At 55.0% G+C, this 25,616-nt stretch carries 14 protein-coding genes; 10 read left to right on the plus strand and 4 right to left on the minus strand.

Annotated elements, in window-relative coordinates; translation table 11 throughout:
* Positions 1-12: 12 nt before the first annotated feature.
* On the minus strand, positions 13-2,328 hold the full coding sequence (locus ACFPMF_RS08550) for a GAF domain-containing protein (protein WP_379843162.1): 2,316 nt from the start codon (positions 2,326-2,328) through the stop codon (positions 13-15).
* 256 nt (positions 2,329-2,584) lie between these two features.
* Here ACFPMF_RS08550 and ACFPMF_RS08555 point away from each other — a divergent pair, with 256 nt between their 5' ends.
* From ACFPMF_RS08555 to wecB, 7 genes are all read left to right on the plus strand, one after another.
* Entirely contained in the window at positions 2,585-3,532 is a 948-nt protein-coding gene (locus ACFPMF_RS08555) for an aldo/keto reductase (RefSeq protein WP_379843165.1), read from the plus strand.
* Between the two features lies 1 nt (position 3,533).
* A complete protein-coding gene (locus ACFPMF_RS08560; protein ID WP_379843167.1) occupies positions 3,534-4,574 on the plus strand; it encodes a zinc-binding alcohol dehydrogenase family protein in 1,041 nt (346 codons plus the stop codon).
* On the plus strand, positions 4,571-5,383 hold the full coding sequence (locus tag ACFPMF_RS08565) for a TIM barrel protein (protein ID WP_379843170.1): 813 nt from the start codon (positions 4,571-4,573) through the stop codon (positions 5,381-5,383). Before ACFPMF_RS08560 ends, ACFPMF_RS08565 begins: the two co-directional genes overlap by 4 nt.
* Before the next feature lie 162 nt (positions 5,384-5,545).
* On the plus strand, positions 5,546-5,887 hold the full coding sequence (locus ACFPMF_RS08570) for an L-rhamnose mutarotase (protein WP_379843172.1): 342 nt from the start codon (positions 5,546-5,548) through the stop codon (positions 5,885-5,887).
* A gap of 161 nt (positions 5,888-6,048) precedes the next feature.
* The gene (locus tag ACFPMF_RS08575; RefSeq protein WP_379843175.1) at positions 6,049-6,642 is read left to right on the plus strand and encodes an SGNH/GDSL hydrolase family protein; all 594 of its coding nucleotides are present in this window, start codon (positions 6,049-6,051) and stop codon (positions 6,640-6,642) included.
* A gap of 70 nt (positions 6,643-6,712) precedes the next feature.
* Positions 6,713-7,441 (plus strand): esterase family protein, encoded by a 729-nt coding sequence (locus ACFPMF_RS08580; protein ID WP_379843178.1) that lies wholly within the window; start codon positions 6,713-6,715, stop codon positions 7,439-7,441.
* Between the two features lie 191 nt (positions 7,442-7,632).
* Positions 7,633-8,721, plus strand: coding sequence for a non-hydrolyzing UDP-N-acetylglucosamine 2-epimerase (gene wecB / locus ACFPMF_RS08585; protein ID WP_379843180.1), 1,089 nt, complete (start codon positions 7,633-7,635; stop codon positions 8,719-8,721).
* Positions 8,722-8,790: 69 nt separating this feature from the next.
* Here the strand turns inward: wecB and ACFPMF_RS08590 are convergent, their stop codons facing one another.
* Positions 8,791-9,828 carry a sugar phosphate isomerase/epimerase family protein gene (locus tag ACFPMF_RS08590; RefSeq protein ID WP_379843182.1) on the minus strand — a complete coding sequence of 346 codons (1,038 nt, stop codon included), beginning with the start codon at positions 9,826-9,828 and terminating at the stop codon, positions 8,791-8,793.
* Between the two features lie 547 nt (positions 9,829-10,375).
* Here ACFPMF_RS08590 and ACFPMF_RS08595 point away from each other — a divergent pair.
* Positions 10,376-11,578 (plus strand): sensor histidine kinase, encoded by a 1,203-nt coding sequence (locus ACFPMF_RS08595; RefSeq protein WP_379843185.1) that lies wholly within the window; start codon positions 10,376-10,378, stop codon positions 11,576-11,578.
* Here ACFPMF_RS08595 and ACFPMF_RS08600 read toward each other — a convergent pair.
* Positions 11,568-12,971 carry a DUF4932 domain-containing protein gene (locus ACFPMF_RS08600; protein WP_379843188.1) on the minus strand — a complete coding sequence of 468 codons (1,404 nt, stop codon included), beginning with the start codon at positions 12,969-12,971 and terminating at the stop codon, positions 11,568-11,570. The genes ACFPMF_RS08595 and ACFPMF_RS08600 overlap by 11 nt on opposite strands.
* Positions 12,972-13,302: 331 nt before the next feature.
* Positions 13,303-13,515, minus strand: a complete 213-nt coding sequence (locus tag ACFPMF_RS08605) for a hypothetical protein (RefSeq protein WP_379843191.1) — start codon at positions 13,513-13,515, stop codon at positions 13,303-13,305.
* A gap of 282 nt (positions 13,516-13,797) precedes the next feature.
* Here ACFPMF_RS08605 and ACFPMF_RS08610 point away from each other — a divergent pair, with 282 nt between their 5' ends.
* Entirely contained in the window at positions 13,798-15,351 is a 1,554-nt protein-coding gene (locus ACFPMF_RS08610; protein WP_379843193.1) for an Ig-like domain-containing protein, read from the plus strand.
* A 755-nt stretch (positions 15,352-16,106) separates the two neighbouring features.
* Positions 16,107-25,541, plus strand: a complete 9,435-nt coding sequence (locus tag ACFPMF_RS08615) for a CshA/CshB family fibrillar adhesin-related protein (RefSeq protein ID WP_379843195.1) — start codon at positions 16,107-16,109, stop codon at positions 25,539-25,541.
* Positions 25,542-25,616 lie beyond the last annotated feature (75 nt).

Consider the following 25,616-nt stretch of genomic DNA (forward strand, 5'->3'; position numbering starts at 1 on the left):
TGATCGTAACGCTTAATCCGCCGGATAATTCAGGTGCAGCCGCAGGGCTTTCAGGTGCGCAACGCCTTGTAGCGGCTCAAGATTGAGGTATTCGAGCGAAGGCCGCACTTTCTTCTGTTGCTGGAACTGGGCGATAAAGGGGAGATAATCCGCTATTTCGCGGGCGTTGGTGTAGACAAGCACAAGGGTGTCGGGCTGGGTGAGCCGCTCCTGCGTTCCGGCCACGAGCGCTTTGTCGATCCGTTTTTTCAGGACTTCGTAACGGATACTGTACGAGCCTTCCACGTCAAACCGGTGTTCGTCCTGGCGGAAACTGATGTCGACCGGGTGCGTGTGTGCCAGCAGGAGCTGCGTGGTTTGCAGCCGAACGGGCAGGTTCGGCCGGATCAGGTGCGTCAAGTGGGCCATTTCCACCATCGTATTCAGCTGCCACTGGTAAAATTGCCGGAGGTAACCCGGTTCGAACGGTTTTTGGGGGGCAATGGAGGGTCCCACGTAAATGGTGTATTCCATGCCGTCGGTGCGGTACCGTTCAAAATAATGCGGATACAGTGCTTGCAGCTGTTTTTCGGCTTCCTCAATAAAGCTGTTGACGACCGTGTTCAGCCACTCGACGCTCCGTTCGTAGCGTTGCAAAGCCGCATGAAACTGGCCATCGGCTGCGGTGGTTTGCCGAAAATAGGCAGTCAGGGGTGCAATGGGTTCTGAAAACCGGCGTTGGATTTGCTGCAAATACGGATTGATTTCCTGCGTCAGAAACTCCGCCATACCGAGTTCGTCTTCCGGATTCGGATCGGCCGTCAGCGTCTCTTGCCAGAAGGATGCCCGGGCTGAAAGTTGCCTCAATCGGGCCGATTCCTCCGGAAAATCTAGTTCGCGCAGCAGCGTTTGGAGGGCGGTGAACTGGTCGGAGAAATCCTGACGAACGGCCTTGTACCGTTCCTGCGAAGAATTCCGGATATCAACGGCGCCGTAGAGCGGAAAAACCTGCGGAAACCGAACCTGCGTGGCCGGACTGTTCAACGGCTCGTTCCGGCCCAGCCGCAGATATTCCCAGGCTGCTTCCCGGAATTTCCATTCCACGGCGGGCTGCAACGACGTGAATTTGTCTTTGATGAGTTGCGCCAGCTGCTGGTTGAACTGGTGGAGCTGATACCGGAGCAATTCCTGAACGAGCGGAATAACCTGTTCGATTTTTGGCAACACGCCTTCCGCAAACGCGTCGGGTTGCGGACTGGCCATTTCCAGAATACCCAATCCTTCGGTATCGGCCACAATCGGATACCACAAAAAGCTGCGGAATCCGTACTGCCGGAGACGCTCCCGTTCGGTTTCGGGCAAGCCCTCCAGGTTGGGAAACAGGCGCGGGACCGGTTCCTGAATCAATTCCCGCAGCAGTTGCTGCGCCACCGGATCCTTGTACCCGTCGATCACTTTTTCCGAATGCCGCAGAATAACGCTACGGGCGCTGGTTTCCGATTGGTGAACAAAATTGCCATTCACTTGCTGAAACGGGACGATGCTGATTTCCAGATCGGGCTGACCGCAGAGGTTCCGGAGGGCGGTTTCGAAACGCCGGTACAAAACCGGCTCAGCTTCGGAATGCAGATGGGCAAAAATCTCGCGTAGCTGGAGCAGAGTTTCGGCCTCGGTCACGTCTTCCAGCATGAAAAACGCAAACCCCTCAAAGGCAAACTCCTGGATCGGGAGAGCGTGGTTGGGGTCCGGGGCGGGGCCTTCTCCGTGAGCAAAGGCGATCCAGGCGGGATTCAGGGGTGGCAGTGAGCGATTGGGTCGGGCTGCCAGAAACGTGGTGTCAACGGATACGGCGTAGTATTTGGTTAATTCCCGGAGCGGTTCCTGAAAGTGGAAGCTAGGCGTTTCGGGCTGGCTTGGCTGACCGTAGTGTTTTTCCAGAATGAGCCGGTACAGGAACCGCTGTTGCTCCTGCGGGCTGATCTGGGCTGCCAGGTTGGCCGTCAGGGTCGGGTACTGGTTCAGCAACTGACCGAAGCGCTCCGAATAGTGAAAAACTGTCCAGGGAAATGGTAGACCGAAGGCGTACGAAAGACCCCGGTTAATGTGAGTCAGCGGTAAAACGGCAACGGTGGCCAGCTGAAACAGCGTCGACAGGCGGTCGGGGTCCGGGACGAGTTCTGTTTCGGCATCGACGCTGAATTGTTCGATCAGGTAGGAATACAGCGCACTCAATTGGTCGGTCGCCGGGCAGAACTGCCGTTGTTCGGTCAGGTACTGCACAAAAGGCCGGAACGATAACCGGAAGGTCAAATCCAGGTCAGTGGAGGGAGGGGTGGCGGGTGGACGCATGGCTAAATTGCGAGGAATACGTTCCTTTGGAAACAGCATTTGGTCACGGTTTGTGCCCGGGCCGGACCTTGTTTTCAAAACCGGTAACAGGTTGCTAAGACGCGTGCCGCCGAAAAGTCGGCTTCATTGCCAGTCTGAGAAGGGAGGGCCGGCAAAACCGGGAAGGGTAAAAGTAGAAAAACCGTCCTCCGGTCTTACTAGCGCAACAGACAAGCCGTATGAATTACCAGGTTAGGACGGCTTTCGACCCCACGAAATGGAGTATCGCAAATTAGGAAAAACCGACCTGAGGGTCTCGCTGCTGAGTTTTGGCGCGTCGCCCCTGGGCAATGTATTTGACGAAACGGATGAAAATGAAGGCCGGCGGGCCGTTCATGCCGCTATCGATCATGGGATTAATTTTTTCGATGTCGCCCCGTTCTACGGTGATACGCTGGCCGAAACCCGGTTAGGGAAAGCCCTGAAAACCAAACGCAGTTCGGTTTATCTGGCCACGAAATGCGGGCGGTATGGCAACGGTGTGTTCGATTTTTCGCACGACCGCATCCTGCGCAGCATCGACGAGTCGCTGGAGCGTCTGCAAACCGATTATGTGGATCTGCTGACCGTGCACGATATTGAGTTTGGTGACCACGATCAGGTGGTGAACGAAGCCATTCCGGCGGCTTTGCAAATCAAGGCGTCGGGTAAAGCGCGTTACGTCGGTTTTTCGGGTTTGCCGGTTCGGTATCTGGCGAAGGTGGCCCGTGAGGTGGAGGTCGATACGGTTCTGTCGTGGGGGCATTACACGCTGCTGGCCGACGAAATCAACGACGAACTGGTGCCGCTCTCGCTCGAAAAGGGTTTCGGTCTGCTCAATGCCGCCCCGCTGATGCAGCGGATTCTGTCGGATGCGCCGATTCCGGTCTGGCAGAGTTCTCCGCAGGCGGTTAAGGATACGCAACCGAAGCTGTTGGCCTTGTGTCGGGAGTATGGTTTGGCTTTGAGTGATGTGGCCCTGAAATACGCTGTGAACCACCCCATTATTGCCACCACCATCGTTGGCATTTCCGAGCAAAACCGGCTGGAACAGAACGTTCGGGCGCTTGAGCTTCAGATTCCCGACGAACTGCTCCAACGGATTGAAACCCTGGTGGCGCCGGTGAAAAACCAGCTGTGGTTTGAAGGAAAACCGGAAAACAACATTCCCAAGACAAGCTTTTAGGATGATGAAGCAACGCGCCTTAGTGCTGGTCGAACCCGGAAAAACCGAGGTTCGCGAAATTGATATACCGTCGCCGAAATCGGATGAAGCCTTGCTGGAAATCAACACGGTTGGTTTCTGCGGGGGCGACCTGAACGGTTTTCGCGGCTTGTTCGAATTGCAGGAGTACCCGAACGTGCTGGGTCATGAAGTGGGCGCGACGATTCGGGAGGTGGGTAATGAGGTTCCGGACGCGTTCAAACCGGGTGTGCGGGTTACGCTCAATCCGTACCTCAACTGCGGGCATTGCGTGTCTTGCCGGAAAGGCCGCCCGAATGCCTGTCAGGATAACAAAACGATGGGGGTCCGCCGTCCGGGCGCAATGACCCGCTTCATTACGGTTCCCTGGCAAAAGCTCCATGCATCGTCTACGTTATCGACCCGGGAGCTGGCACTGGTCGAACCGCTGACGGTGGGCTTCCACGCGGCTGCCCGGGGCCGGGTTTCGGCGGGTGAAAAAGTGGCGGTGATTGGCTGCGGCATCGTGGGCATGGGCGCGCTGGCGGCTTCGGTGCATCGAGGAGCAGAGGTGATCGCGGTGGATATTGACGACGCCAAAATGCGTACGGCGAAATTAGCCGGAGCCGCGCATACCATCAATACCACCAACGTGGATCTGCACGAAGCGCTGATGGAAATTACCGACGGCGACGGCCCGGATGTGATCATCGAGGCCGTAGGCAACCCGGCAACCTACCGCGCAGCCGTGGAGGAGGTGGCCTATACCGGGCGGGTGGTGTACATCGGTTACGCTAAAAAACCGGTTGATTATAGTACCGGTACGTTTGTGCGGAAAGAAATTGAGATTCTGGGTTCCCGGAATTGTCTGGGCGATTTTCCGGATGTGATCAGCTACCTGGAAGCGGGTAAATTTCCGGTCGATGCGGTGATCAGCCGGGTGGTTTCGCTCGATGAAGCCGGGGCCGCGCTGGCCGACTGGTCAGCAAATCCGGGACCAATTACGAAAATTATGGTTGATTTTGATAACAGCGTCACCCAATGAAGTCAGCGGTAACCATTGCCTTAGTGCCCGAACTAAAAACCGGTCCCTGGATTTACTGGCACGACCTGGAAGCGGGCATGGCCAAAGCCGCGGCCCTGGGCTTCGATGCGGTTGAGTTGTTCACAGCCTCGGCGGATGCGGTGGCCCCCGACCGGCTGGCGGCTTTGTGCGAGCAGTTCGGGGTGAAAATTGCTGCGGTGGGGACGGGGGCTGGAAAAGTGATTCACGGGCTGACCCTGACCGATCCGGACGCGCAGGTACGATCCCGGGCCGTGGCGTTCATTGCGGATATGATGGCGTTCGGGGCGGGTTTTGGCGCTCCGGCCATCATCGGTTCCATGCAGGGCAATGCGGTGCCGGGTGTAGAGCGTGAACAGGCGTTGGAATGGCTGGTCGAAGGCTTGAATATTCTGGGCAAACAGGCGGGGGATCAGGGCGTAACCCTGATTTATGAACCGCTAAACCGCTACGAAACCAACCTCATCAACCGGCTGGAAGACGGTGTTGATCTGCTGAAATCGCTGGATAATCAGTATGTTAAGTTGCTGGCCGACCTGTTCCATATGAATATTGAAGAGGTGTCGCTGGCCGAGAGCCTTCGGTTGGCGGCTCCGTACATCGGGCACGTGCATTTTGCCGACAGCAACCGGCGACCGGTCGGGTTTGGCCATACCGATCTGCAGGAGGTCGCTGCGGTTTTACAACAGATGGATTACGCGGGCTATATCTCCGCCGAAGCCTTTCCGTGGCCCGACCCCGATCAGGCGGCTCAACAGACGATCACGGCTTTTAAACAATACTTTGAGTGACAGGATACGGTTTACGGTATACGGTTTTCAATTTACAGTAGCTCCGTTGGTACCTAATCGATACGTTGGCCCGCAAAAACGGAAAACCGTCCCTTACCATAAACTGAATACCGTATACTCAAAACCGTATACCGAATACTGAAAACCGAATACTTGAAAATTATGCAACGCTTTTGCCTCGCTCTTGACCTGAAAGATGATCCGGATCTGATTGCCGAATACGAACAGTGGCACGCGCCCGGTAGCGGCTGGCCCGAAGTGCGGGCGAACGACCTGGCCGCGGGAATTCTGGATCTGCAAATTTACCGCACCGGCAACCGGATGGTGATGATTCTGGAAACGGACGACGATTTCACCTTTGAGAAAAAAGCCGCACTCGATGCCGACAATCCGCACGTGCAGCGGTGGGAGGAACGGATGTGGAAGTTTCAGGAACCGCTGCCCTGGGCCAAACCGGGTGAGAAGTGGGTGCGGATGGACCAGATTTTCCAGTTTGAAAAATAAACCGGTTTTTCCGGCCCGGCCGGGATGTACGTAGACAAAGCGAACCAAAGACTTTTGGTTTGTGTACCATGTTCCGATCTTTTGGATTACTGGAATAGCAGGTTAACATACGGACCAGCGTTTGTGAGTATGTATCTTTGTCGGAATTATCGATAAGCCGCATGACCTGGTACGAAGAAGAAGTCCAACAGCTCGAAAAAAAGATTCGCTCCACCCCCAATTTGACCGGTCGCACGGTTTTTTACGGTAGCTCGAGCATCCGGTTGTGGGCAACCCTCGAGCGGGATTTTCCGGACCACCGGGTGCTGAACATCGGTTTTGGTGGTTCGACCCTGGCGGCCTGTGACTGGTTTTTTGAACGGCTGGTGCTGCCGACGCAACCCCGGGCGCTCATTTTTTATGCCGGGGATAATGACCTGGGCGATGGGCGACTGGCCGAGGAGGTTTTTCTGTTTTTTGAGACCCTGCTCACCAAAATGCAGCACTACCTTCCGGACGTACCCTTTACGTATATTTCCATCAAACCCAGTCCCTCACGCTGGCATTTGATTGACCGTATTCGGCTGGTTAATGAATTGATTCGGCAACGAATAGCGGATATTTCCACGTACCACTTTGTGGATATTTTTACCCCCATGCTGGATAGCAAAGGCCACCCTCGCTGGGAGTTCTTTGAGGCCGACGGATTACACCTGAGTCCGAAAGGGTACGCCATCTGGCGGCAGGTACTGATGCAGCACCCCGCGATTTTTTAACAAATCCTTTAAGGCGTACGTTACTCCAATACCCCCAAAACTGTGCATATTGCTGGCAGAAGGGATCTGTATGCAGCGGGAATACCACAAATGGTTTAGTGAGCACCTGAACCGGGATATGGAGTTGCTGGTTTTCGGCCACGCCGGCGCGCGGGTGCTTGTGTTTCCGACCCGGCGGGGACGGTTTTTCGATTTCGAGGATTTTGGCCTGGTGGGTGCCCTGACCGATAAGCTCGAAAACGGCCATCTGCAATTATTTTGTGTGGACAGTATCGACGGCGAAAGCCTGTACAGCAAAGTAATTCCTCCGCACGAGCGTGTTCAGCGGCACTTGCAATTCGAACGTTATATTCTCGAGGAAGTGCTGCCCTTTACCCGCCAGAAAAATCCGCAACCCTTCATGATTGCTTTCGGATGTAGTTTTGGGGCGTTTCATGCCGTGAACATTGCCCTGCGGCATCCGCAATGGTTTGGTAAAGTGGTGGCCCTGAGTGGCCGCTACGATCTGTCGATGCCGGTCGACTTTTTTCGGGGGCTGTTTGATTCGTATTACGACGAAACCATTTATTACAACACGCCTTTGCACTTTCTGCCCAATCTGCACGAAGAAGCGACGTTAACGATGCTCCGGCGGATGTATTTCCTGCTGGCCATCGGGCAGGACGACCCGTTTCTCGAGAACAACCGGGAGCTAAGTGCTACGTTAACGGAAAAACATATTCCCCACGATTTATACATCTGGGAGGGCCGGGCTCACCAGGCGCTGGACTGGCAGCAGATGGTAAAGGTATATCTCTAACGCGCCCGGTTTTTACTTTTTCAGGCAACGATTTCAGGGATCGCTTAGGGTTATTCTACCCAAGCGTGGCCGGAAGGCCAGTGGGCTAACCGACTGCGGCTGCAAGTTTTAGAAAATTTTTAGCTGTCAGACGCAGAACTAGCCCAATTTTTGCCCTGCTCTGGTTTTCCGTTCTATGTATGTCAAACCAAATGAAAATTCTGAGCATCGTTGGCGCCCGGCCTAATTTCATGAAAGTGGCTCCCCTGCACCGCGCCTTTCAGCAGTATGCCGGCGTTCAATCCATTATTGTCCATACGGGCCAGCACTACGACGCCAAAATGAGCAACGTGTTTTTCAGTCAGCTGGAACTTCCCCGGCCCGATTACTTTCTGGGTGTCGGTGGGGGGTCGCACGCGCAGCAAACGGCTAAAATCATGATGGCGTTCGAAACCGTGATGGAAACCGAAAAACCGGACCGGGTGCTGGTCGTTGGCGATGTCACGTCCACCATGGCCTGTGCGCTGGTGGCCGTTAAAATGCACGTGCCGGTGGTTCATGTTGAAGCCGGATTACGCAGCAACGACCGGCGGATGCCCGAAGAAATTAACCGGATCCTGACGGACAGTCTTTCGGACCAGTTGTTTGTGACCGAGCAGGCTGGTCTGGATAATTTGAAAAAGGAAGGCGTCGATGACGGAAAAGTGCATTTTGTGGGCAATGTGATGATCGATTCGCTGGTGCATTACCGCCGAAAAGCCGCCGAAACCGGAACGGTGGAAAAGCTGGGCCTAAAACCGCAGGAGTACGTCCTGATGACGATGCACCGCCCGGCGAATGTCGATTCGGAAGACGGTTTGCAGCGCATTTTGCAGATCTTGGACGATACGGTTCGCTACAAAAAAGTCCTGTTTCCGATCCATCCCCGGACGCTGGGCAACCTGGACCGGTTCGGGCTATCATCCCGGTTGAAAGCCATCCGGAATCTGGAGCTGATGGAACCGCAGGGGTATCTGGAATTCCTGAACCTGATGGAGCATGCCGCCATGCTGGTGACCGATTCGGGCGGAATTCAGGAGGAGACGACCTTTCTGCAAGTGCCCTGTCTGACCTTCCGCGACAGCACCGAGCGCCCCGTGACGGTCGAGTTAGGCACCAACGAGTTGCTGGCCGACCTGAACCCCCAAACCGTCCACCAGAAAGTAGTCGAAATCCTGGAAGGCCGCTCGAAAAAAGGCACCATTCCCCCGCTTTGGGATGGGCAGGCGGCCAGCCGGATTGCGGGCATTTTGTTCGACTGATTGCTGGTTCACACCCGGAAGTATCCCCACAGCCAGCGCATCACGCTGGCTGTGGGGGCGGCTGGCCCATTAACTCAAAATTTTCCGGCAGAATTCGAGGCATTTGCCGACTTCGGCCACGGACGTTGAGCCTTGCGGTACCTTATATTCCAGCTCGATGGTAGCCGGAAACTTGTATTTCTGGCTGCGCATCAGTCCCAGGACTTCAGTGAGGGGGGTATCGCCCTGTCCCCAGGGCAGGTTGCCTTTGCCGTTGGCCGGGGTTTGCCGGTCTTTGATGTGCATGCTGGCAATGCGGTCGTGTTTTTGCCGGATCAGACCCAGCGGATCGGGTTGGCCGGCGGCTATGTAGTGCCCTAAATCGAAGTTCATCGCATTGCCGGGCGATTGGGCCAGGGCGGTATCCCAGAACGTGGGCGTCTGCTGCTCGTGGCCGTGGTAGCCCACCCGAATGCCGTGTTTCTGCGCCATTGTGCCGAGCTTGAGCGTATGGGCGTCGTTGGCCGGATGCTCGAGGGTTACCTGGTTGGCCCCCAGTGCTTTGGCAGCCCGCATGCCGTAGTCGATGTCGGCGTCGGAGCTCTGCATGCCGAAGGCGTCGGGTTTGAAACCGTAGATCGTCACACCGGCCTGGCTATACATTTTCCGGAGTTGCTCGAACTTGGTCATGGGCACCGACTGCCGCCAGTTGGCCAGTTCCGTGCGGTACGCTTTCAGTTGCGCTTCGGCTTCGGTCAGGGTCTTTTGTTCGTCGGTGGTTAACGTCTGGTTTTCACGGCGTTTGCGCATGAGCGGAGAAAGCGCCCGCATGTCCACCGTATTTTTGGGGGCACCGGCAAACGATTCCGCGGGGCCACCCATCAGTTCAATGGCGCTCACCCCGCTGTCCAGAATGTATTTCAGCGTTGCGTCGGCGCTCTGGTCGGGCATATCGCGGTACGAATACGTAATCACACCGACCTGCACGCCATTGATCAGGGAATTCGGTTTGCCCAGGTTACGGATCAGGGCCGGAGCACCGAAAAGTTTCTTGGGCGCAAAAAGGGCACCCGCTACGGCCACGGCGGACGCTTCCAGAAAGTGACGACGACTTGGATTGGATTTCATGAGGTTTCGAGTCTGCTAACGTGTCTACTTGATGCTGTCAGGTATTTAGTCCTTTAAGCGAACTTAGGCTGGATTTTACCCGGATTGACTTGACATTTCCGAAGCGATCCGAACAAATGAATCGTCGCGTCGACCTTTTGGCCGGAAAACCGCAGGGAACACGGGGGGAAACTCAAACCGGATAAACCCGCCCACACCATCAGACAGATGCCGTCAATGAAAAGGTGGACTCAACCTGAATGGCCTCAATTTGACACTCGTCGGAACGGTAACGGGGAAAGCGCCGAGTACTTTTGAGCAGTTTGCGCGGGATTATACCCCCATGTTTGCCTGATTCCGGGCAAGCTGTTGCCGATGACAATTCCGATCAGAAAAACCGGACGGGCTGTCCGGTTTTTCTGATCATGGATCCTTCGGAGACATATTGAGGTAAACCGGGAAATATTTTTGATACTATGGCCGGATGCCAGCTATCTTTAGCGAGTAAACAAAGAAGAAACGGATCTGATGCCTGCTAGCGGTGTCTGCTTTTAATGAACTGCGTTCGATGAAATTCATTGCACCGTCGATCTGGATTACCGGAAGTAGATTACTTGGCTGGTACATGAAATGGGTCCTGTTGGCTTGTTGTACCGGTTTCTGGATAGCCTGTGAGCCTGCTCCCGTTAACGATGTCAACCGGGCCGCGGTTATTGGAGTGTCAAAAGGGGTGAATGCGGCCCACCGGTTTCTGGACTCCGCGTATGACGGCATTCCGGATGCGGGTAGGATGGATCGTTACCGCAACTACCTGTTCCTGACCCGGCCGTATGGGCAGGCGGGAATTGAACAACGGGATGACGTAAAATCACTGGTTGATGAGGATCGTTTATTTGCGCTGTTTAATCGGGATTGGGTCAAAGGGGCATCAAACCGCGTGTCTCTTCTGGTTGTCGTGGCTTTTTTATCGATAGTGGTAATTAGTGCCCTGTTGAGCTGGCTGGGCTGGAAACGAACCCGGCGAAATCTGGCGGAATCCACCGCCCTGAACCGGGTGATTTCCGAACAGAACCGAAACCTTCAGGCAACCCTGGCCGATCTGGAAAAAAGCCAGCAGGAAAACGACCGGTTACTGAAAGTAGTGGCCCACGACCTGCGGACCCCCTTGAGTTCCGTCAGTATGGCGGTCGGGCTGTTGCTGGAGGGCAAACCGCTCAGCCGGGATCCCCGGTTTTTTCTGGAGATGATCCGAGACTCGTCGGCCAGCGCGCTTGATCTGATCGATAACCTGCTTCATTCCAAGACCGTTCTCGATAAAAAGCGTGCCGTTGACCTTTCGGAGTTCCTGGCTTCCGGCGTGGAGATGCTTCAGCTCAAAGCCCGGGATAAAAAACAGTCGATTGAACTACAGACCGTACCGGTCCAGGTGATGATGGACCGGCAGAAAATGGGACGCGTGATGAGCAACCTGATTACCAACGCCATTAAATTCAGTCCGTCCGGATCCACCACTTATGTGCAGGCCGAAAAGCGGGGGGAGGTAGTGCTAATAACCGTCAAGGATCAGGGTATCGGCATTCCGGCGACCTTGCAGGACAACGTTTTCGATCTGTTCACGGCCGCAAAGCGACCCGGTACGGCGGGCGAGAAAACGTTTGGGTTGGGACTGGCCATTTCCCGGCAAATTGTAGAAGCGCACGGCGGAAAGCTCTGGTTTGAAACCGAAGAAAACCGGGGTACGACCTTTTTTGTTGAATTATCTATTTCGTAAGGAGTTTATAATCAGATTTTTGCTGGCCCGACCAGGCTATGATGGCCGGGTATAAGTCCGCGACGGTCTGCCCCGGTTGGCGGTTTTGATAGAGCCGAAGCAGCTCTTCGTTAAACTCCCGGAAGTGCCTGAACCCCCGCTGATTGACCATGTTGTTTTCCAGGTTCGTTTTCAGGGATTGAAAGGTTTGTTTATCGAACAGATCGGAATAAAGCAGCGTAACGAGCGCGTAGTTCATGTATTCTTCAAAACAGGCCAGCGGATTGTTGTAATTGCCGGACGGTTTGCCGGTGGTGATCCAGTTCAGCAAATCCTGGTAGGCAACGGCGATTTCGCTGGCATACCGGTCGGCTTCTGGGTTGAGGTAACTATGGTTCAGTTCGGTAAACACAATCAGCATCCGTCCTCCCTTGACAATTGCAGCCGGTTGCTGGCTCATGAATGTAGTGATAAATGGGAAGTTAATGTGAGCCTGAGCTTCCGTAAAACCGTTGTCGCTGAAGCTGTTCGCCGACTGATTCCAGCCAACCAATGGGGTAAAAATAACCTTGATGGCGGAATAGCGCGTACGTGGGAATTGTTTTTCCAGCCATTGTTTCATGGCAGCCACATCGACATTCTGCCGGAAGTCGGCTACCAGGCTAGCGTAGTAGGAACCGTGCTTTCGGAAAAAGGTCCGGTAATCCGACTGTTTGGCAAAAGACATCAGCAGCGGGATATACGGTTCCAGCGTATTGGTTTCGCCCCAGCTAACCCGGTCGTAGACACCGGTTTTTTCAATCTGATCACCCGAAAAAGCATAGGCATAACTGTCCATTTTCAACGGGGCATATATGTCTTCGGACTGGGCCAGTAATGAGTCGATCGTCCGAACGGCGGCCTGATGGCGATACGGTTCAAAATGCTTCCTTACCGCGCGGTAATAGTCGGTTTCTTTATAGATGGCGTTGGTTTGACCGTAGCGGGTCAGGGCAAAAATCACATTGATCAGCTCGTAAACTTCCGGAATCTGAATAAGGGTCTGTCCCTGATGGGCGGTTTTATAGGCATCGGAGAACGTGGCGGCTTTCACTTCCTTGTGGGCGCTGAACTGGCAGATAAGCGTATCCCCTTTGGTTTCCCGAATGATCTGAAACGTCGTTTTTACGCCGTGCTGCAACGATAAGGCGATGGAGTCCTGCTCGGAAACAACGGCAAACGGAACCGTTTCCGGCCCGGTGCCGAAGCTATAGGCGAACGGATTGGGAATCTCATTGACGCCATTGAAATTTCCCCGTTCGTGATTAATGTAAATCGTGACGTGATTGAGTTTCGTACGAACTATAGTTCGATTCTGGGCAAATGTATGACTACCGAGGAGCAAAAAGAGCAAATAGAGACCGTTGCTTTTCATAAAAAGCGTTGAATGTTTATCCTAAGTATACGAAAAAAATGAATGCCCGCAAGGCCAGGAAGGTATTCAGAAGGAGGTCGCTGGCAAGCCGTTTCCGGAGAGTGCAACGTTTGGGAGATGCTGGTTCTTTCGGGGGCAAAGCTTCGAAAAAGGCCCGGTAGCGTTGGATGCCGAAATCCGGGCGCTGGAGTACGGAAAGGGTGGAGGTGGACACGTAATGAGTGCGTGTCACATAAAACTACTGCATAAATAGGAGTGGAACCGCTGGATTGGCCCGTCCGTTTTAGGAGCCTTCCTCAAAATGGAGGCACCCATCTATCGCTGGACGTAGTTAATTACGGCCTTTGATTAAGATTTTTGAAGACGATCTGGACCGGTTTGATAGTCTGAACAGGCTCACGACCATCACAATCACGAGCAATTCGATAAACCCCCACTTGGCAACGGCCAACGCATTGAGAGAAGGTTGTGGTTTCGGCGTGACTTCCCGGTAGTACGCTGACTGGGAAGCTGCGGATGACTGGTGAACGGGATCGGATTTCATGGCGTCCTTTTTGAATTAGACGCTACAGGGATTAAAAAGTAACATAGGGGGGGAATATTGATGAGTGCCGGTTTTGGTCAGAGCCTTTTTTGAAAATCTACCCGCTAAAAAAATCATGTGACTTTTTGGAAAGGCACCAGTCTATATAAGCATAATGTGGTAACGAAGCGGTCCTGTGAAGCTGTAGAAGCCTTTTTGCCTCGATGAAGATTTCAGAAAAGAGCAAAAAAGTGTTAAAGAGCCTCCCTGATTGGCCTGTTGCCACGGCTAGCCGTTTTCAATATGAAAAAAAACGTATACCTTCTGCTGATTCTTTTCCTGGGTCTTCTGAGCAGTTCCTTTGCGCAAAAAGGAAGATACCACGTCCGCTTTCTGGTCAAAAGCATCGATTGCAGTACCGGTAAAGCCATCATTGCGCTTCAAGTCAAATCAAGCGTGGCAGATAGCACATTTCTAATGGGGGATGCCAATTACCGCTTTGATTACGACCCCCGGATCATCAACAACCCCACCATTGTCATTCAGGAGAATTATTCCAGCCTGGCACCAGCCAGTGATAATCGGTATGGGCCACAGAATATGAATGGCAGTACGTTCGGTCCTACGAAAGGAACGGTTTCCCTGAATACGACGTACGGCGGTAGTGGAAACGGGGCGGCTCTGGTTCCAACTACCTGGACTACCGTCTCCTGCATTCAGTTTGATATTGTTAATACCCAGTTAATTCAAAATAACTGCTTTGCACTTGTTTGGCATACCAATAAACCGGAAGATTTCCCCATTACCGGCATGAACGAATACATTTCGATTCCCAAAACCGATACCAATGATGGTTATGAGCTTAAGAACGTAACCGCAGGAGGGGTTTTCGGCAACTTACAGGTGTGTATTCCGCAATATTGCGCCATCGATGCCATCGACGATATCAATACAACCTCTGTCAATACTTCGGTGAATGGAAACGTACGGACGAATGACCTGAATGACCCATCTACATTGGTCGTAACGACGACTCCCGTTGTGCCTCCCAAACACGGCTCCATCACCTTAAATCCGGATGGATCGTATGTGTATACGCCCGCGAACGGATATGTTGGGAAAGATAGTGTTCAGTATCAGGTTTGCAAACAGGAAAATCTGACCGTGTGCGCCACAGCCTGGTTGCGGATAACGGTAAGTCCTCCTCCCGTGCAGACCATTGACCTGTCGCTGGCAAAAACGGTCAGTAAATCCCAGCCTGCCCTGCAGGAAGTTATTACGTACACACTGACGCTGACCAATTCAGGTGCTGGCAATGCCACCGGTGTCGAAGTGAAAGATCTATTGCCATCGGGGCTTACCTTTCAGAGCAGCAACGGAAATTACAATGCCAATACCGGAATATGGACCGTTGGAACCGTCAATGCAGGAGCAACGGTTCAGCTTGTTATTACGGCCCGGGTGGTGGCTGAAGGAACCTGGTTCAACAAGGCCGAAGTCAGCAAAGCCGATCAGCCAGATACGGATTCAACCCCGAATAACGACAATTTATCGGAAGATGATATTAGTGTAGCCTGCATTGCGATTCCGGTGAACATCTGCGACGGGGATATTTACCAGATTGGTTTGCCCAGCGGATACACGGGTATTCAGTGGTATAAAGATGGGCAGGCCATTCAGGGCGCATCGGGTTCGACGCTGCAGGTAACCGCTGCTGGCAGCTATTCGTTCACAGCGGCTAATGCCCAGTGCCCCATTCAGGGATGCTGCCCGGCTATTTTTGTCAACGGCGATTGCTGCAAGCCTATCGTTTGTGTTCCAGTCACAATCACCAAGACGAAATCCGGCCGCCTGTAAGGTACTCATTTAAAAACTGATTTAATGAGAGGCAAACGATCTTCGAATCGTCGGTTTGAGCACGCTATGGTACAGTTGCATCAGGCGGATGGACAAACCCGGCAGGAATTTTTAGCGCAGGTTATCTATGAGGTTTTGCAGGCAAGAGCGGAAAATCAATTGGGAACTCGGCCCGCAAGCCTTAAAAAAAAAGGAAAATGAGCTAGTTATTTTGTTCGGAATCTATGCAACGACATTAGTATATGGAAAATTGTACTATCAGTTAGCAAGGATTCTGTAGAAACTGGGTGGGCTGGCGTAGTGTCGTATCCGCATGAACACGTCAGGTACGAAGGTCTCCATTCAGTAGATTATATTTTTCGACAGCTACTCATTCTGTTTGGGTTTGTTTTGTGTTTGTGCAAGCATTAAAATAGAGCAGGGTGTAAAAACGGCTTTTCCAGTGGTGTCGCTACTGGAGGGAGGCCCATTAATCCAGCTGGATCATGACAAGGAATGGAATTAAAGAGAAGTCATGTACACAAATCATGAAAGTTATATCGCCTGGCCATCGAAAGGTGCTAGTTGGCTCATGGCCAGTAAGCGAACAGTCAGTTTCAAGTGGAAAAGCCTGGTTTGGTCCACCCGGTTATGGCAGCGAGGTGGATCGGAATCACGCTGAGAAAACCACCGACCCTTGCGCTGACTCCCACTTGAGGGGTTGGGAAATGGATTTAGATATTATCCCCAAAGACTTAACTCATTCCGCAACGTATATGATGGATTCCACTACGACTAAAGCCCTGTCCGCTTTCCGGCCGGCCCCATCCCGCCTGGTAGCCCTACTTGCGGGCGGGTATGTGATAAGCGGTTTGAAAAAAATAGTCTCTTTTTCGGGGGGGAAGAAGAGTCGCTATCTGAGTCGGGGGCTTCTGCTGGTGCTCATGATTTTGAGTCTGTTCGCCATCAGTACGACGGGTTGGGGCCAGAACCTGCGAAAAGCAACCGGAGGATCTGGCAAATACCGCAACAGCATCTGGTGGATGAATTTCTCGGGTGTAAATTTAGCCGCCGGGCAGACCTTTACCCGAACGTTTACGGTGAATGGCTTATCCATCAACGTGGTCATCGATCAGGTCAGCTTTACGTATTCAGGTTCTATTATTCGTGGTCCTCTGTCGGACGCCCGGTTGGCAGGCTATCAACCTGGGAGTTATGTTGGCGACGGTATGGATAACTTATACAATATTGGGGGGACGGGGACGGCCAATACCCTGACGAATGCCTTGGCCAATACTCTCCTAGGTACGACGCCCAGTTTTCGGTTCAGGGCGTATGCCACCCTAAACGGGGCTCCCATTCGGTTGGGACTGGTATTTGGCAGCGCGGAGGATGACTATATAACGCCCGAGAATGTATACGAATTCTCAGAAGGAACAACCAACGGTACTGGCTGGCAGCTCCTAGAAAAATATACGCCCCCGACCGGGCTATTTAAAAAGGTAATCTTTTCGGGCAATGATAAAACCGTCCAACTCCAGGTAGGAAGTACGAGTGATCCGGGAGCTGATGGTCCCGGCAATGTGGCTCTGATGTACACCGGTCTGGCGAATACCAGCGCTTCGAATCGGTTGAGTGTCAATATGCGGTTGCGGGGCGGGGGGAAGGCTGCAATGGCCGTCGGGCTGATCGTCGATGAAGATTTTGGGGATGCCCCGGCTTCGTACGGGGTGGCCAACCACGTTTATTTTCCGCTTCTGGATGGAGGCCGTAACCCCAGTCCGAGCGTGACACACGCGACCTACCTCTACGGGCCTCAATCCCCCGTCATTGCCGCCGGTACCGTCGCCAGCACCAAACTCTGGCTGGGCAACACCGCCCCCGATGCGGATAACAACCAGCAGAGTAATGGATCGGCCTCGGGTGATGATAATGATGGCAATGACGATGAGAATGCCATCACCCCGCCCACGCTGACGCTGTGCCAGAATTCCTATGCCCTCACCGTCAACGTCCGCAACTGGACGGGCAGTACCGCCCGCCTGGGCGGCTGGATCGACTTTAACCGCAACGGTACCTTCGACAACGGCGAATTTGCTTCGGCGGCCGTGGCCAACAATGCCACCTCGGTGGTGTTAAACTGGAGCAACCTGGCCGGTAAGGGAATCGTTGGGGGGCAATCCTACATCCGCTTGCGGTTGTCGACCCAGGCCATTGCCGCCACCGACGATATCGGCAGCCTGCCCGATGGGGAAGTGGAAGACCATCCCATCACCATCTATGCTCCGCCCGTGGTGACCAACCCGCCGGATAACCGGACGATCTGTAACGGGGGCAATGCCTCCTTTGCCGCGACCGTCACCGGAGCCAATACCTACCAGTGGCAGCAAAGCACCAACGGCGGCAGCACCTGGACGAATCTGACCAATGGAGTCACGGGCGGGGTCACCGTGGCCGGGGCCAAGACGACGACGCTGACGCTGTCGGCGGTTCCCACCTCCTGGAACAACCGGCGCTACCGGCTGGTGGCCTCCAACTCGGCCAATCCAGCCTCCTGCCGTTCCGTCAATTCAGGCGGGGCCATTCTGACCGTCGTTGCCGATGCGGTCATTACCTGGCAGCCCCCTTCCCGCACCCTGTGTGTGGGCGGCACCACCAGCATCAGTTCCTGGGTGGAAGGTGGTACGGGTACGGCCACGACCGTCTGGCAGCGGCTGATTCCGGGGGGCTCCTGGACCAACATCACGGCAACCCTCGACGGCAGCCGGTATACGGGCTTTACGACCGGAACGCTGACGATCAGCAACGTGAACGCGGGCATGAACAACTACCAGTACCGGCGGACCACCTGGTATAGTGGTTCGGGGTGCAATTGGGCGGTCAGTTCGCCCGCCCGCCTGACGGTGGTGCCCGATCCGGCGATTACCGATCATCCGGATAACCTGACCATCTGCGCCCCGGATGATATTGTGCTCACGGCCCAGGCCACGGGGGGCATCGGTGCCTTAACCTACCAGTGGCAGCAGAGCGTCGACAACGGGGCCACCTGGACGAATCTGACCAACGGCACCTTCAGCGGGGCGGTGTTCACCGGGGTTTTCAGCCCCACGATGAGTATTGCCAATTATCCCGCGGCCTGGAATGGGCGCCGGTACCGGCTGGCGGTTGGTAATGCGGCCGGTGCATCGCTGGGCTGTACGAACCAGGTTATTTCGAATGCGGCCATCATTACGGCGCAGTCGGGTGGCCCCAAAATTACCCAGCAGCCCGTTGCGCGGGCGGTGTGTGGGGGGGGCACGGCGACGTTTGCCGTCAGTGTCTCGGGGACTACGGGGACGGTGGCCTACCAGTGGCAGCAAAGCACCGACAACGGGTCGACCTGGAGTAACCTGACCAACGGCACGTCCGGAGGGGTCACCATTGCCGGGTCGTTCTCCAACACCCTGAGCCTGTCGAACCTGACGGCGGCCTTCAGTGGTCGGCGTTACCGGGTGCTGGTCAATGATGCCGCGGCCTGTAATCCGGTCAGTGCCGGGGCCCTGCTGACGGTGAATCCTGATCCGGTGGTGACGCTGGAGGCCCTGAACGGGACGATTTGTGCCGGTAGCCGGGATACGCTGGAAACCAGCATCAGCGGGGGCGCTGGAACCATGGGGTATCAATGGGCGCTGGGTGCATCAGCGTCGGGTCCCTTCACGACGATTCCCGGTGCTAGCAGCAGTACATTGGCAACCGACGACAACCTGCCAGCGGGCACGTATTATTACCGGGTGACGGTGACGCCAACGGGTTCGGGCTGTAGTTCGGCCACGGCGGTGAGTTCGGTGACGGTCAACGCGCGTCCCTCGGTGGCGGTTTTGAGCGGAGGGGGAGTCATTTGTCCGGATGGTACGGCCAGTCTGCAGGTGGCGGTGACAGGCGGCGCTGCGCCGTATACCGTTCAGTATCTGGAAGGAAACTTATTGGCGATGATCAACGAGTATATCAGTGGGTCTTCTATTGGGGTGGCTCCGACGGCGACGACGGCCTATAGCCTGGTGAGTGTGAGCGATACTAACGGGTGTAGCAGCCCGGCCGTATCGGGGAGTGCCCTGGTGACGGTGACGGGCGGGGTTACCTCGGCGAGTCTGGTGGGGGGGGGCACGGTCTGTGCGGGCAGCAGTTCGACGGTGGCTGTGGCGATTGAGGGGGGCGTGGGCCCGTACGAAGTGGTTTACAGCGATGGGGTGACGAGTTATACGGCCACGAACTATAGTCCGGGCAGCCCGCTTTCGGTGACGATCGGCTCTGGGGATACCTCGTTTGAGTTGGTGAGTGTGACGGATGCGGCCGGATGTGTCGCACCGGACGAGGAGAGTATCGCTGATTTTGTGGTGCTCGATAGCCAGTTTGCCACCGATGCGCTACTGAGCGCGTGTGATAATGGGAGCGGAGTCGCGGTTTTTGATCTAACGCAGGCTGATACGATTATTCTGGGTGGTATCGCGGGCCATGTGGCGTATTACCGGGATTCGTTGCTGACGCAGCTGATTGCGCCCGCGAGTGGGTTCAGCAGTGGTGCCGATACGGTTTATGCGCGGGTGACGCGGAGTCCGCAGGGGTGCGTCGATACGGCCCGGGTGGTGCTGGAGTTGAACACGATTGCGGTAGGTATCCTGGGAGCGGACTCGGTCTGTGTCAGCCAGCCGCTCCAGTTAAGTGTGGTTCAGGACGGGGGGCAGGGGCCGGTCAGCTACAGCTGGAGTGGTCCCAACGGGTTTAGCAGTACAGCCGAAAGTCCGGTGGTGAGCCTGAGTGCGACCGTGGGCCTGTCGGGGGATTATGTAGTGACGGTGACGGATTCGACGGGCTGTATGGGTCGGGATACGCTGCGGATCACCGTGGCACCATGTTGTAGTCTGACAGCGTTACCGTCTTCATCGTCGGTGGCTGCGTGTGTGGGCAGTACGGTCTCGTTCAGTGTGACGTTTGGTCAAGGGCAGGGTGCCCCCACCGTGGTCTGGAGTGGTCCCAATGGATTTAGTGCATCGACCGCCGTGGTGACGATTGCTTCGGCGACGACGGCTGATTCGGGACTGTACAGTTATACGGTGACGGATGGGGTAGGTTGTACGGCGGTGGGTAGCATACCGGTCACGATCGACGACTCCATTAACGCCCATGCCGACCCGCAGGTGGCCTGTGTGGGTCAAGTTATCACCTTGAACGCGACTGCCGGTGGTACGAGTTACCAGTGGAGTGGTCCGAATGGGTTTGCAACGACGGTATCGGTGTCCAGTTTTGAGTTGACCTCGTCGGCCACTATCTCGATGGCCGGCACCTATACGGTGGTTGTAACGGGAGCCGGTGGTTGTTCGGGGACGGCCACAGCATTGGTAACGGTTAACCCGGCTACCAGCCTGACAGCCAGTGTATCGACCTTAACCGTCTGTTCCGGTGAAGAGGTCCTCATTGCATACACACCAACCCCGGCCGAAGCCGAGGTTACCTGGGTACGCCAGCCCGATGGAGGAATCGGTACGGGTAACGTTATTGACGTTCTGACGAGTATGGGGGCGTCACCCACCAGTTATACCTATATAGCCTATATTTCAGCGGTGAGTGGTTGTCAGAGCAATACGGTTACGACGGTGGTTACGGTGAACCCGCGCCCCACAGTAACACCAAGCAGCTATGAGCAGGTCGTTTGCGCAGGTCAGAATTATGGCGTTACATTTACCACAGACATGCCAGCCACGGTTCAGTGGCGATTGGTTAGTCCGACGCCACCGGCTCCCCTGAGTGGTACGGGCGACATTTCCGCTACGGCACCTGCCACGCCTACTTCTCAGACCCTGGTTTACCAGGCCTGGGCGGTTGCCTCCGGTAGTAGCTGTTCCATCGGGGACACCATTGAAACGCTGGTAATCGTCTCACCCGGTCTGCAAGTATCGGCCTTTGCCAGCAGCGCGACGGTGTGTGTGGGTTCTCCGTTGAGTCTGTCGGTCGATGTTGTCCCAACGGGAAGCTATACCTATGCGTGGATAGGGCCGAATGGCTACGTGGCGACGGCAGCGAACCCGCTGGTATCAGCTACCGCTGCAATTACCAACAGCGGCAGCTATACCGTAGTAGTAACCGATGCCAGTGGTTGTTCGGGCACTGCGGTCGTACCAGTGGTGGTTGGCAACTGTTGCCCAATTCCCGAACCGATAGCTACGGTGTCGCTCTGTAATAATGAAACACTGAATTTAGCTACGTATACACCCGCCGGGGGATCATTCACGCTGCTGACGGGTACTTCAGGATCACTCTCGGGCAGCACCTTCAACGGCATTGTCTCCGGGGCGGGTGTATTCAAAGTTGGCTTCCGTCCCGCGGGATTAGCGGCCAATTGTGCCCCGGATACCATCACGGTGGTGGTGCGGAATTGTACGCCCCCGCTTTGTAACTACCCCGTCAATGCCATTGTAGTGGATGCAACCTGTGGTAACAGCGATGGGCGTGCCGAACTGACGGTAGGGGGGATTCCTACTAACGCCATTCCATCGTTTGCCTGGAGCAACGGACAGGCCGGACCGGTTATCTCGGGGCTGGCGGCTGGCATTTACAGCGTAACCGCTACGATTACGGACGGGGCCACGGTTTGTAACGTGATCGATACGGTGCAGGTCAACAACATCGGAGGGCCCATAGCCGAACTGCGGCTGATTACCCCCGCTACCTGTAACAGCAACGGCGTTGCTTCCCTGAGCATCGTCAGTGGCACCGGACCGTTCACGGTTTCCTGGACGGGAGCCGCCAGCAGTTCGCAGACGGCGGTGAACCTGGGTCCGGTCAACATCACTAACCTGCCTGCCGGCGCGTATGAATTCCGGATTAGCAGCGCAGCTGCTCCGGGTTGCTTCGGCGTCCTGAGTGTCATTATTCCGCGTAACGACGCTTCGCAAATCACGCTGATGGCTACGGCGACCGATGCGACAAGTTGTTCATCGGCCACCGGTAGCATTGTTATCACTGTACAACCGCAGGTTGGTGTAGCGGCCCCATTCTCGTATTCGTTGAATGGACAATTGCTTGGCGCATCAAATTTACTAACGTATGCCATCAATAACCTGCCTGCAGGTGTCTATACGGTTTCGGCCAGTTCGGCCTCGGGCTGTACTACCGCAAGCCTGCCGGTTCTCATTAATGCAACTGGAGCTCCAGCCATCACGGGCTGGACGGCCCAATCGCCGAACTGTCCGTCTGACCAGGGTAAACTGGTATTTGCGGGGGGACAGGCCGGAACGACTTTCCGGATTCGGGAAGCCATAACGGGCGCTATTGTTGCCAACAGCATCAGCGGAATCAATTCGACGAGCTTGGTTGTATCGGCCGGGACCTATATTGTCCAGACAACCTCCGGAACCTGTGTTTCTGCCGATACACTCGTGCTGAACCGCCCGCAGGATATCGATTTCAATGTCCAATACACGCCTGAAACCTGTGCGGAGGGTGGAGTGGGCAATGGCGATGGAAGTCTGTCGGTGGTACAAATTACCGGTGGCACAAAACCCTATACTATCGTCGTGATGAACGATCTGGGCCAAACGTTTAGCGGGGCTCAGTTAAGTGCCCTGCCAGCAGGCAACTACAGTGTCAACGTCACCGACGCCAACGGCTGTACGGGAGGGGAAGGTACGCTGGTAACGGTACCGCCCTGCGGCATTGTCTGTCCTGCACTGGATTTTAATACGGTGGTGGTTGATACCCAGTGCGATGTTGCCAACGGCGAAGCGACTGCTCAGCTGCTCAATGCTCCATCGGGGGCCACAGTTACCTATCTGTGGAGCAATGGGTTTATCGGAACAACTACCTCTGGCCTGTCGTCTGGCGTCTACTCCGTAACGGCTCAGATTACAGGGGGTAACATTTATAACGGTTGTAAATACGTCGATACCGTAAATGTGAACGCCATCGGCGGTCCGGTCTTTACGGTTTCACCCCTGAGCCCGGCGAGCTGTACGGCCGCAAACGGTTCTGCCGTCATCAACCTGCTGAGTGGCACGGCCCCCTTCACGGTTTCCTGGACGGGTCAGACTACCGGTAGCCAGACGGTACCGAACCTGGGCAGTACGACGATCAACGGCCTGGCTGCGGGGAATTATGTCTTTACGGTAACGGGGGGCAATTCAACCTGTCAGGGCGTGTTCGACATTACGTTGCCGGGCAACTCGGGTAACCTGACGGCGACGGCGACGGCCTCAGACGTAACCGGTTGTGGCGCTTCCGATGGACGGATCACGGTCAATGTCTCCGGTGGGGTTGGGCCCTTCAGCTACATCGTTAACGGTTTTGTCCGGGGCTATACCAGCACTCGAACCTTCTCTATTCAGGGCTTGCCTGCCGGTACTTACTATGTAGAAGTGACCGACCGCAACGGCTGTACCACAGTTCGTGAAAATGTACTCATTAACACGACGGGTCAGCCACCGATTGCCGGGTTCACAAGTACCAGCCCGACCTGTCCGGCCGAAAATGGGACCATCGCCTTTACCGGCTCGGGCATTGCTTCTGACCAATATGTGGTGACTGTAGCCGGAGCTGCTACTCAGATCGGCCAAACGGCGGGCAATGTAGCGGCCAGCTACTCCGTACCGGGCGGAACCTACCTGATTACCCGCACAAGCTCGACGTCCTGCGTGGTGGTCGATACGCTGGTCGTGAATCAGCCGGCCGGTCTGGATTACAACATTCAATATGGCAATCCGACCTGCGACGCGCCGTCCAGTGGCAGCCTGGCCGTGGTGCAGCCGAGCGGAGGTACGGCTCCATTGTCTTATACCGTAACGGGCGCAATGGGTGTAGTGACGAACCTGACAGCGCTGACCAGTGGCAGTTATACGGTTACTTTGGGGGATGCCAACGGCTGTACCCTCAGCAAGGTGGTGTCACTGACAGGTGCCTCAAGCTTTACGGTAACGGCTTCGGCTGCCAGTAGTACGGTTTGTATTGGCACAGGCACCGTTACCCTGAATGCGATGGTTTCTCCAACGGGTAGCTATACCTATACCTTTACCGGACCAAATGGTTTCGCCGAAACAAATACGACCGGCACGGTTAGCTTCGCGGCCACGGCTGTGACCGAATCGGGTAGCTATACCGTCACGGTAACGGATGCATTCGGTTGTTCCAGCAGGGCGGTCGTACCGGTTATTGTCAGTGTCTGCTGCGATCTGGTAGCTAGTGTTACACCTGTACCTGTCACAGACTGTGCTGCCACCACGGGTGATTTAGTCATTACCTATACCGGTTCTCAAACGTATCAATATAGCTTGAATGGTGGAGCTTTTCAGCCATTGGGGGCAAGTCCGTTTACAGTATCCAACCTGGCGCCGGGGAGTTACACGGTCGTCGTCCAGGCAGTGGGAGACCCTACTTGTACGACAGTGTTGACCAGTTTGGTTGACGTCAATCCAATTAGCGTCTACGCCACCAGTAATAGCCCGCAATGTGCCGGAAATGACGTGGCATTCCAGGCGATTGTACACGATGAAGCCAGTGGAACCTTTCAGTGGTCAGGGCCGAACGGTTTTAGTGGTACGGGGCAGTCCGTCAGTATTCCCAATGCCACTACTTTGGCGGCTGGTACCTATACAGTCGTCTTCACTAACGCAGCGGGATGTTCGGCCAGTGCAACAACAGAAGTAGTGATTGCCAGTCAGCCGAGTTTGACGCTCACGGCGGGATCGGGGCAGACCATCTGTTCCGGTCAGAGTACGACCATCAATGTAGGCGGAAGCAATGGGGCAACGGTTACCTGGTCAAATACATTCGGACAAACGGGAACGGGCACCAGCATCGTTGTGGCCGGAATCGAAAACGTGAGCAGTGTACCGCAGTCCATCACCTATGTTGTGAACGCGAATGCCGGTACCTGTTCGGATCAGACTACGTATGTTCTGACGGTCAATCCCGCGCCGGTAATCCAGGTTGTTCCATCGGCCGCGGTATACTGTGATATCGAAGAGGTTTCGATAACGGCTAGTGTATTTCCCAATACAGCGACCATTAATTGGAATCGAACACCGGCAACGCCCAGTCCACCAGCCGCCAGCGGGAGTGGAACGGGAACCGTAACTATTCAGCAGACCTTACCGGCTGCAACCTATACGTATACGCTTAGCGCTACGGGGACCAATGGCTGTACAAGTCAACCTGTCAATATACCGGTAACTGTCCAACAGTAAATAAGCCTACCATTATGACGCAGTTATCAATGTATTGCACTGCCAAACAAATATATTGTTCGAGTATGGGACTAA

This window comes from Larkinella bovis (assembly GCF_042655385.1).
Lineage (GTDB): Bacteria > Bacteroidota > Bacteroidia > Cytophagales > Spirosomataceae > Larkinella > Larkinella bovis.